Origin of the sequence: Rhodococcus sp. T2V, from assembly GCF_029269925.1 — a bacterium.
GTDB classification, from domain to species: domain Bacteria; phylum Actinomycetota; class Actinomycetes; order Mycobacteriales; family Mycobacteriaceae; genus Rhodococcus_F; species Rhodococcus_F koreensis.
In genome coordinates, this window is record NZ_JARJBD010000180.1 from 1 (window position 1) to 8,762 (window position 8,762).

11 protein-coding genes and 1 pseudogene are annotated in these 8,762 nt (G+C 67.1%); 5 read left to right on the top strand and 7 right to left on the bottom strand.

Going from position 1 to position 8,762, the window contains the following annotated elements; genetic code table 11:
• Positions 1-226: pseudogene (locus P3H15_RS52050) on the top strand (hypothetical protein); the annotation flags it as partial.
• A gap of 194 nt (positions 227-420) precedes the next feature.
• On the opposite strand, the gene P3H15_RS52055 reads toward P3H15_RS52050, so the two are convergent.
• Together P3H15_RS52055 and P3H15_RS52060 are read right to left on the bottom strand one after the other, a co-directional pair.
• Entirely contained in the window at positions 421-1,053 is a 633-nt protein-coding gene (locus P3H15_RS52055) for a superoxide dismutase family protein (RefSeq protein ID WP_276144502.1), read from the bottom strand.
• Between the two features lie 127 nt (positions 1,054-1,180).
• Positions 1,181-3,058, bottom strand: a complete 1,878-nt coding sequence (locus P3H15_RS52060; RefSeq protein ID WP_276144503.1) for an RNB domain-containing ribonuclease — start codon at positions 3,056-3,058, stop codon at positions 1,181-1,183.
• A 230-nt stretch (positions 3,059-3,288) separates the two neighbouring features.
• Here P3H15_RS52060 and P3H15_RS52065 point away from each other — a divergent pair, with 230 nt between their 5' ends.
• Positions 3,289-3,564 (top strand): LuxR C-terminal-related transcriptional regulator, encoded by a 276-nt coding sequence (locus P3H15_RS52065; protein WP_276144504.1) that lies wholly within the window; start codon positions 3,289-3,291, stop codon positions 3,562-3,564.
• A gap of 86 nt (positions 3,565-3,650) precedes the next feature.
• Here the strand turns inward: P3H15_RS52065 and P3H15_RS52070 are convergent, their stop codons facing one another.
• A complete protein-coding gene (locus tag P3H15_RS52070; RefSeq protein ID WP_276144505.1) occupies positions 3,651-3,908 on the bottom strand; it encodes a hypothetical protein in 258 nt (85 codons plus the stop codon).
• Between the two features lie 120 nt (positions 3,909-4,028).
• Here P3H15_RS52070 and P3H15_RS52075 point away from each other — a divergent pair, with 120 nt between their 5' ends.
• Complete coding sequence (locus P3H15_RS52075) at positions 4,029-4,754, top strand: GAF and ANTAR domain-containing protein (RefSeq protein ID WP_276144506.1); 726 nt, start codon at positions 4,029-4,031, stop codon at positions 4,752-4,754.
• Positions 4,755-5,035: 281 nt separating this feature from the next.
• Here P3H15_RS52075 and P3H15_RS52080 read toward each other — a convergent pair whose 3' ends face one another.
• A complete protein-coding gene (locus tag P3H15_RS52080; protein ID WP_276144507.1) occupies positions 5,036-5,683 on the bottom strand; it encodes a PAS and ANTAR domain-containing protein in 648 nt (215 codons plus the stop codon).
• Positions 5,684-6,011: 328 nt separating this feature from the next.
• Here P3H15_RS52080 and P3H15_RS52085 point away from each other — a divergent pair, with 328 nt between their 5' ends.
• Positions 6,012-6,293, top strand: coding sequence for a hypothetical protein (locus P3H15_RS52085; RefSeq protein ID WP_276144508.1), 282 nt, complete (start codon positions 6,012-6,014; stop codon positions 6,291-6,293).
• 275 nt (positions 6,294-6,568) lie between these two features.
• On the opposite strand, the gene P3H15_RS52090 is transcribed toward P3H15_RS52085, so the two are convergent.
• Together P3H15_RS52090 and P3H15_RS52095 are read right to left on the bottom strand one after the other, a co-directional pair.
• Positions 6,569-6,748: a DUF1508 domain-containing protein gene (locus P3H15_RS52090; RefSeq protein ID WP_276144509.1), complete on the bottom strand. Its 180-nt coding sequence runs from the start codon at positions 6,746-6,748 to the stop codon at positions 6,569-6,571.
• Positions 6,745-7,050: a hypothetical protein gene (locus P3H15_RS52095; protein ID WP_276144510.1), complete on the bottom strand. Its 306-nt coding sequence runs from the start codon at positions 7,048-7,050 to the stop codon at positions 6,745-6,747. Before P3H15_RS52095 ends, P3H15_RS52090 begins: the two co-directional genes overlap by 4 nt.
• 202 nt (positions 7,051-7,252) lie before the next feature.
• On the opposite strand from P3H15_RS52095, the gene P3H15_RS52100 reads away from it, so the two are divergent.
• A complete protein-coding gene (locus P3H15_RS52100; RefSeq protein ID WP_276144511.1) occupies positions 7,253-7,609 on the top strand; it encodes a hypothetical protein in 357 nt (118 codons plus the stop codon).
• Positions 7,610-8,055: 446 nt separating this feature from the next.
• Here the strand turns inward: P3H15_RS52100 and P3H15_RS52105 are convergent.
• Positions 8,056-8,762 (bottom strand): EamA family transporter (locus P3H15_RS52105; RefSeq protein ID WP_276144512.1); only part of this gene is annotated, 707 nt, incomplete at its 5' end.

Consider the following 8,762-nt stretch of genomic DNA (forward strand, 5'->3'; position numbering starts at 1 on the left):
TCTTACCCATGACCCCATGGTACCAATTCTTGGTATATCGCACCGGAGTCTTCACGACCAGGCCGTAGTGCAGGGCGAAGGAGACCACACCGGGGGTGCGGACGGCGACGTTTCGGTGACCACCGACATCGCCCTGCGCGCGGAAATTCTGGCCGATGCCCTGATCTGGCTGGATTTCGTTCTCGACGTCGACCTTCCCGACCCGCCCGACATGGCTGCCGCGTAGACGGCGCACCCGGCCTCGGAAAAATGGTTCGGGCCGGGGCATTTTCGTGCGGGAAACGGTGCCGGGCGAGGTTCGCGGGTGTCTCGCTCCCGATGGGTGCAGCCACCGGTTGGTCGTGGGTTCTCGTATGCGTCTTTCGTACGCGAAGCCCGTTGGTGCGGTGGACAGCAGTAGTCGGCTGCGATGCACAGCGGTCAGAAGTCCTCGTCGATGCAGGCGAGGCGATCTCCGGCCATGCCGGCCTGCCCGGGACCGGTCATGGTGCGTTGTGCGTGCAGCACCACGGACTTGGCCTCGTCGGCACGGAACTCCCAAGCGACGGTTGTCGATGCCTGGGCGGCACCGTTCTGATCGGTGGTGACATCGAGCCAGATCTCGTTCTGCGGGTTCGCGTAGGCCGGGTCCGTCGACGGCGCTTCCGGGGTAGCTGCGGGATCAACATTGTTCTGATAATGAGGTCCCGAATCCGCCGGCGCCGGCCCACACCGGCGTGTGTGGACGTGCACACCGAAATCACGATTCGGTGCGAGCCTGGTGGCGTTGAACGTCACGGTGGTGCTGCCGTTCTCGTCCTCGGAGTCGACGGTGACGGCCGACCCCACGGGGACGGCAGCCTCGTCGTAGGTGAAGGCGTTGTCCTCGCCGATCGCGCCGGGCAGCTGGAACCCCTCGCCGGCGGTGCCGGGCAGTGGGACACTGGGACTCGTTTCCGAGGACGCCGGGGGAGTCTGCACGGTGGCCTGCTGGGACGACTTGTCGCTGCCGCATCCGGCGGCGAATGCGGTCACGCCGACGACCGCGATCACGGTTGCATGTCGTAGGTACATGCTCACCGCCTACCCGAGATGCGGGAAGCCGAACCCGCAGACGCGTTCACCGGGTGGTGGACGATGAAACTCCCCGGGTGGCTGACGCTCGGGAAGCATGCGCGGGCATCGGCGTCGGTGGTCGTGTTCAGGCTTCCGTGATGATCGCTTCGACCAGTGCGGTGGCGGAGGCAATCTTGGCGGCGGACTTCGACCCGGCATGAGCGGTGCCTGTGCGTCCGGCAAAGTGCGCGGCGGCGGTGAAGCGGGGTGCGTGCGCGGGACCGTCGGTCTGGAATTCCCACTCGGGCTGCGGGAGCTGTTCGTTCTGGGCGAGACTCATCAGCCAGGCGACCGGATTGGATAGCGCCTTGCGCTGCTTCGTCTCGGACAGGCCCGTGATGGTGGCAAGCGGCACGGGGGTTGCACTCTTGACTGGGGTCGGTGCGGGCGGAGTATCGGCGACAGTCTGGCGCTCGGCGTCCGAGGTTTGCGGTAGGAGGGGCCATTCCGGTTCCGGCTGAGTGTGGTCGGTGCCGATCAGATGCGTGCGAAGTGCCGCCCAGAGGGCGGCCTGTTCGGCAGGCTTCTTCGCCGCCGCGATGGTCCAGGGTCCGCGGACGCCGAGGTGGGTGGCGCGGGCGGCGAACAGCGGGTGGTGGTCGGCGCCGTTCTGCCGGGTTTCGAGCTCGGGTGGGGGAAGGTCGGGGTGGGCCTGTCGCCACATGGAGGCCACACTCGGGCCCATCTCCGGATGGGCGTCGGCGAGGGTGTCCAGGACGCGGAGTTGGATCGGGCGCCAGGTGGGGTCGGCGGCGTCGATCAGGACCGCGACGTCCGGGGTGGTCAGCAGGTCGGCGTCGACGCGGCGGGCGAGTTCGGCGGCGATCTCGTCCCGAACCGGTCCGGCGGCTGCGGTTTTGAGGACCTTGTGGAAGGTGCGGGCATCGAGGGCGGTGAGACCGCGGGCCGCCTCTTGGGTGACGATGCGCTGGTCGACGGGTTTGAAATGGTTCTTCTTCGCCTCCCGAGCCTGGCGGGTGCGCCGGTTCAGGTCGGCGCCGAGGGCGGCCAGCTGATCGGGGGTGTAGGGGGTGGGGGAGTGGTCGAGGTGGGCGAGGATGATCCGCTGGTTGATCAGGTCGGCCACCCGCCGCAGCGGGGAGGTGGCATGGGTGTAGGCGCTGAGCCGGAGACCGTAGTGGCCGTGGACCGTCGGGTCGTAGGTCGCGGCCCGCAGCGTCGACAGCAGTCGCCCGCGGAGTTTCGCGAACAGGTCCGGGTCCCCGGCCGCGGCGGCGATCTCGGTCATCAGTTCGTCGGCGGGGCCGGCGACCGGGTTGGGGCGGTGGTTGCGAAACAGAATCGGTAGCCCCTGCTCCACACACCACAACGCGACGGCTTCGTTGGTGGCGATCATCAGTTCCTGGACGATGACGTAGGCGACGGTGCGCAGTTCGGCGGCGATCGGCACGATGGCGCCGTCCTCGTTGGCGGCCCAGCCGCGGGTGAGGTCGTAGAACGCCAGCGCTCCGCCGTCGCGGCGGGCGCCGAGCAGGGCTTGCGCGGCCGCATCCGCCGCAGCCAACTGGGCATGGAGTGGATGGGCCGGGTCGGTCAGGATGCCGGGCACCTGCGCGTGGTCGACGGCCACGCACCGGCCCGAGGGGATCTCTCCACGGCCGACGGCGGTGTCGATCAGTCGGCCGTCGGTGGTGAGGGTGCCGGTGACCCGCAGGCTGGTCCGCGCGGCTTCGGAGGTCAGGGTGGCGGCCCGTTCGGCCGTCTCGCCGAGCATCGGAACGGTGCGGTCGCGCAGGTACCGGGTCTCCGCCCGCAGAAACGCCTGCTCGTCGGCGACCGACCCCAAGCCGACGACGTCGGCGACACCGGCGATGTGAACCTCGACCGCCCACCCACGGCCACCAGACAGCGGTGTGACCGCGAAGGCGTCGTCCCGGTCCCGCGCCGACGCGGAGTCGATCATCAGCAGTGTCGACAGGTCGGTCGTTGTCGGTGATGCCATGGTCGGTACCCCCTTTGGTTCTACTGGACTCCGACGATAACCACACTTCACCAGGCGGGTGGTGACGACACGACCGTAAAACCGGCTTCAGGTACGGTTTGTTCGCCGCGGCGCAGGCCGTGCTCGTCGTCGTGGCCCACATCGTATTGCCCCAGCAGATGGTGCGCTGCAACGGACGACCGGTGTGCGTCCGGCAGCAGCCACTGCGGCCCCGAGAAGGTGAGAGTGCTATGACTGCCGGTCCTGGCCCGCTGCCCGACCCTGTCGCGGGGCCGCAGCGGCGGCCCGCGCTGTCGCCGCGTGAGCTGGAGATCCTTCGGCTGTGGCTGCGCCGTGAGTCGAAGAGTGTTGCCGCTTCTGGGCTGGGAATCAGTATGGGCACGATCAACACCCACCTGATCCGGATCCGGGCGAAGTACGCCGCCGTCGGCCGCCCCGTGACGGACAAGACCGGTCTGTTGATCCGGGCGCTGCAGGACGGGCTGGTGTCACTCTCCGAGCTCTGACGAGGTTTCGACCCGGGGCGAGCCCGGCGGAAGGGTCCACGTGTACGAACTCACGACACGGCTGGCGTGCACGGTGCCGGCAGGTCTCAGGGTGGTCCGGATCGGCGGGGCGCGGGCTGGTCGTTGAGCCGTGTTGCCCGGGCGTTCTCGTGGGCGACGATGGCTTCCTGCCAGTCATGATCGGTCATGTCCGCAGGGCTGCCGGCGGACCGGGGTGGCACGCCGAGCTGCGCGGCGATCTGCGCCCACGACTTTCCCGCTTTGAGGGCCTCGATCACCGCCCGGGCGAGGAGCTCGTCGCTGTGGTCGCCGCCGGTGACGGCATCGGCGTGGTCAGTATCCACTGGAAGACCACCCGACCTGGCCCACTTGGGGAGCGTGGAGTGGTGTGTGCATCCGTCCGACTGTATCGGTCGTACCGAAAAGGGTGATGCGCCGCTCTCGGACCGGTGCAACGATGGGGTATGGGCTCAGAGGAGGGCCCGGCCGCCGGCCGCGGCGTTGGGTTCGAGCACCGGTTGCGGGCCGAGATCGAACAGGTCGCCCGGGATCTGCGGGCCGAGCATGCCAGCATCCAGGGCACCCTGGAGGTGATCACCAAAGCCGCGCGGGATGTGGTGCCCGGCGCCGAGGACGCCGGCATCACCCTGGTCGCCCGCGGCCGGGGTTTTCAGTCGCGGGCGGCGACCTCGGAGTTGCCGAAGGCGATCGACGAGCTTCAGCACCGGCTCGGTGACGGGCCGTGTGTGCAGGCGATCTGGAACCACGAAACCGTCCTGGTCGCGGACATGACCACCGAGGGGCGCTGGCCGAGATTCGCGCCGGAGGCGGCCCGGATCGGGGCACGGTCGATGCTGGCGTTCCAGCTCTACACCACCGAACACACGATGGGCGCGTTGAACCTGCACTCGAGCCACCCGGGCGCGTTCGACAACACTTCGGTCAGCATCGGCGGCACCCTGGCCACCCATGCGGCGATCGCGCTGATCGCCTCGCAGCGGGAGGAACAGTTCCGTGATGCCCTGGCGTCTCGGGACATCATCGGTCAGGCCAAGGGCATCCTGATGCATCGGTTTTCGATCGGCGCCGAGGAGGCATTCGCGATCCTCATTCGCCGGTCCCAGCACACCAATACCCCGCTCAACGAGGTCGCCCTGAATGTGATCGAACACCGATCCGACGCCTCGTAGGGTCCCGCTGGAGCGGGGCATCGCGGAATGACCACGCTCCCGGTCTCCTAGTGGCAGCGCACGCAGAGGGGGCACCCGCTCACACCGCCCGACGCATCCTGCAGCCACCACACATCTCCCGGGGCAGGCTGTCCCCGGTCGGCAGGGGGTTATCCGAGACCGGAAACGGGGTTCCCGGTGCGGATATCGGGGCAATCGGAGAGTCAGGGTCGGGGCTCGACCGGTAGGGTCACCGGTCCAGGTCCCGCGGGTTGAGCCTCAACAGCCCGCGGGACCGTCCACTACCGAGGTCGTGCGCCTCGCTGATGGGCGGTGAGCAGCAGATGATCGAACCGGGTGCGCAGGTTGGTGTCGGGTTCGAGATCGGTGAAGCCGAGGACGATTCGTTCGGCGATCGTACGGAGACGGGTGTTCGTTTCCTGCGAGCGCCAGGTGAGGATGTCGAACGCGCGGGCGGCGGGAATGCCGTAGACCAGCATCAGCGCCCCCTTGGCCTGCTCGATCACCGCCCGCGACTGCTCGAGGGCGGCGACGGTTTCGTCGACGGAGTCCTTGACGTCGTTGCGGTGGGAGTTGGTGATGTCGATGTAGAAACCGGTGGTGCCGATCACGGCGCCGGTGTCGTCGTGCATGCGGTCGCCGACGACCACGACCTGGTGGATTGTGCCGGTGGTGTCGATGATGCGGTGTTTGCTGCTGAAGGGTTCGGCGTCGTTGATCATCCGGTCCAGGACCCGGGCGACGTGCGGGTGGTCCTCGGGGTGTTTGTGGGAGAGCAGCAGTTCGGTGGTCGGGGTGACCTCGCCGGGTCGGTAGCCGTGCATCTGGGCGACGGTATCGGACCATTCCCACCGTTGCCCGTCCAGGAAGAACCGGAAATTGCCCACTCGCTGCGGCTTGCCGCCACCGAACACCTGCTCTGAATCCACGCCTATTTCTAGCAAATCGATAGCCCGAAAGCTGCGAGGCAGTCGGTCGCGGCCCTGCCCGCTGATCGGCGGTGCGATTGTGTGTAGGAACTGCTGTCTCAGTAATGTTCCGGCAACGCACCGGAACCTCCGTGAAGGGAGGCGACGTCACAGCCGCGTCGCGTACGCCTCGGCGAGGCGGCAGCGATCGGAGGATGATGCGTGACAGGCACCGGTCGTGCCGCCGGAATCGGCAACGCCCGACTCCGGACGGTCGTCACATACCGGTGATGGACTGGTGGGCGGGGTGTTCATGCTCCGGAGTGTCAGCGAAGTAGAAGGGGGAGGCATGGCCGAGATGGGAGAGCAGGCACCGGAACTCGGTGATTCGTTGCGGGTCGGTTCCCGGGTCCTGGTCCGCAGGCTGGCGGAGACGGCCGCGACGGGAGCGGTGGTGGAGGATTACACCGACCTGATTCATGAGCAGGACCGAGGCCATGAGTGGGCGCCGCTGCATCGGTGGGCGGTGGCTCTCGATGACGGTCGGCTGGTGTTCGCCGACACCGACGACCTCACCGTCGATCCGTCACCCGACGACCCGCGGGAGGGGCAGGACGAGGTGGTCGACTAGCAGGCGGGAGTGCCGGCGAGTGTGCGGGGTACGGACAGTCTGAGCTGTACCACCCTGGGCCTCGCGCGGGAGAGGGGCGACGTGTCTCGGCCCGCGCGCGGCGGAGGCGGCCCCTACCACGACCGACGGGGGATGGCGGTCGGCAAGAGGTCTGGCTGCGGTGCCGGGAGTGGGAACCGGGCTGCAACGTAGGAGGCGAGTACCCCCATTCCCAGGCGTGCAAGCAGCACCAGCAGTCCGCCCTCGACCTCCGGCCGCATGAGCGTGGGGTCACGTCAGGTCAGGTCCTCGGTGGCGGCGGTGGCCGCATTGGCTTTGATCGACGCAATCCCGTTCTGGGCCGCCGCCTTCGAGGTGTACCCCTGCCTGGCCGCGATGATCTCTCCGTTCGCTGCCTTGAGGTGAAACCGGAACTGGCCGGCGGCGTCCTTGAACAGCTCGAACTTCGCAGTCATCGCCCCTCCTCGGGATGAATCCACGGCGGTCGCCGACAACGCTCACCGTAAGCCGACCGATCGGCCACCGGCACAGGAACGCACGATTCCGGGCGGATCTGTCTGATGCATGCGACTTCCGCCTTCTCGATTCGTCCCGTCCCGTCCACTGCCATTTCGATCTGAGGGACGAGCGTGTCGCTGACCAGCGGTGCCTCAACAATGTGGCAGGTCGGCTCCATAGCTTTCTGCCACATTGATGAGGCGAATGGACGTAGAACAGGATGGGCCATTGCTGAAACCTGCAGGTAGGTGAACTGCATGCCTCAGCTTGGTGGCGAACACCTGTACTTGCCTCAAGCGGTATGACAATTCCTCAGATCCAATGGCACAGGACACCAACTACGGAACCCTCATCTGCAGCCCTCACGGCCTTCGTCTGCCTCCCCGGATCCACTGAGCCAGCACACGCGCCCTGGCCGCGTCATCCGGCGATCGCGCCCCGGGCGGATTTACGCTCGGAGGATGGCGCGTACAGCCGGCTTCATCAAGCAAGTGCTCTCCTCGACGCTCTACCGCCCGGACGGGACGGTCGAAACGACGCGGGATCCGGCGGTGTGGACGTTGGCCCACCGCGGATACAGCGGCTGCGGTCGGCTCGACGTGTGGGCGTACCGGACGCAGGCCGACGCGCTGCGGGCCGGTGCCTTGCTGGCGATGGACTGTGGGATGGACGAGGACCCCAAATCTAGGGAGCTGTTCGAAGCAGGGCGTTGGTCCGCGGTGATGGAGCGGTACGAGGATTTAAGTCCGGACGGGCATCTGTTGCGGGTCCAGGCCGCGTTCCTGCAACTGGACGACGACGAATCGGGTCACCGCTGAGATTGGGCCATTGTTGAACCTGCAGGTAGGTGAACTGCATGCCTCAGCTTGGTGGCGAACACCTGTACTTGTCTCAAGCGGTATGACAGTTCCTCAGATCCAATGGCACAGGACACCGGGAGGACAGGAACTGTAGGTTCCACGGCTCGGTGTCACGTCTCTGCGCATCCGACCCGCGGGTTCTCGACGTCGTGTCAGTGCCTGATGCTCACGAACTTGTCGGAATCCTCAGCCCGGTCGCTGTCCCGTTAGCGGATCGGTGAGTGGACGTCACGAATACTCTGCCGAACTTCGTCTGTATAAAGTCCGAGTTCCTTATACCCGAAGGAGAACACCGCGAATCCGATGTCCGCGAGTCGAGGGTGTGATCGGCAGAGCGGCCGTTCGGGAATGGCGGAACCGTCGTTGGGAACGAGTACGAGCCCGCAATCTTGTCCGTTTCAGGCTTACGCCACGGCTATGAGGACTGTCGCGGTGAGCGCAGCCGCCAGTCCGAGTGCCTGGGGTGGCCGCAGGCACTCGTGGAGGAACACGATTCCCACGATCACCGGGACGACCGGATAGAGCGAGGACAAGACAACAGCAACGGTGACGAACTCGGTTCGGAGCGCGTAGAGGTAGGCGGCCAGCGCGGTTGCGGCCAGCACGCCCGCACCGACGCTGAGCGCGAGAGCTGAGCGGCTCGTGGCTGCAGTGTTTCTCACGGTGGCACTCCGCAGCAGCGCGACCGCGGCAACCAGGATCGTCGCAATAGCCGCGGCACGACCGCTGAGGATGGGCCACAGACCTGAGGACGGTTCCGCCTGCGCGAGACAGAGGTACTGGATGGCGATGCCACCGCCCGCGGCGAGACCGTCATAGACGGCGGCGCGCGAGGCAGAGCCCGACCGGTCGGTGCTTGTGCTGATGAACCACAACGCCGGCAGTGCGATCAAGATACCGACCCAGGTCAGCCAGGGCGGCTTATCGCCGAGGAACGCAACACTGACCAGGACCGGCAGCGCAACACCGCCGACTGCGCTGAGAGGCACAACAACGGACATCGCACCACGACTGAGGCCGCGGAAGAGAAACGCCATGGCCAGTCCGGTACCGATGCCGGAGCCCGCACCCCAGGCCAAGTCGGCGCCCTGCGTCGGGGTGGGCGAAATGA

Coding starts and splice junctions, on each gene's coding strand:
- P3H15_RS52075 (WP_276144506.1), top strand. CDS start 4,029: ATGGGCTCAGAGGAGGGCCCGGCCGCCGGCCGCGGCGTTGGGTTCGAG.
- P3H15_RS52060 (WP_276144503.1), bottom strand. CDS start 3,058: ATGGCATCACCGACAACGACCGACCTGTCGACACTGCTGATGATCGAC.
- P3H15_RS52065 (WP_276144504.1), top strand. CDS start 3,289: ATGACTGCCGGTCCTGGCCCGCTGCCCGACCCTGTCGCGGGGCCGCAG.
- P3H15_RS52095 (WP_276144510.1), bottom strand. CDS start 7,050: ATGCAGTTCACCTACCTGCAGGTTTCAGCAATGGCCCATCCTGTTCTA.
- P3H15_RS52055 (WP_276144502.1), bottom strand. CDS start 1,053: ATGTACCTACGACATGCAACCGTGATCGCGGTCGTCGGCGTGACCGCA.
- P3H15_RS52085 (WP_276144508.1), top strand. CDS start 6,012: ATGGCCGAGATGGGAGAGCAGGCACCGGAACTCGGTGATTCGTTGCGG.
- P3H15_RS52100 (WP_276144511.1), top strand. CDS start 7,253: ATGGCGCGTACAGCCGGCTTCATCAAGCAAGTGCTCTCCTCGACGCTC.
- P3H15_RS52090 (WP_276144509.1), bottom strand. CDS start 6,748: ATGACTGCGAAGTTCGAGCTGTTCAAGGACGCCGCCGGCCAGTTCCGG.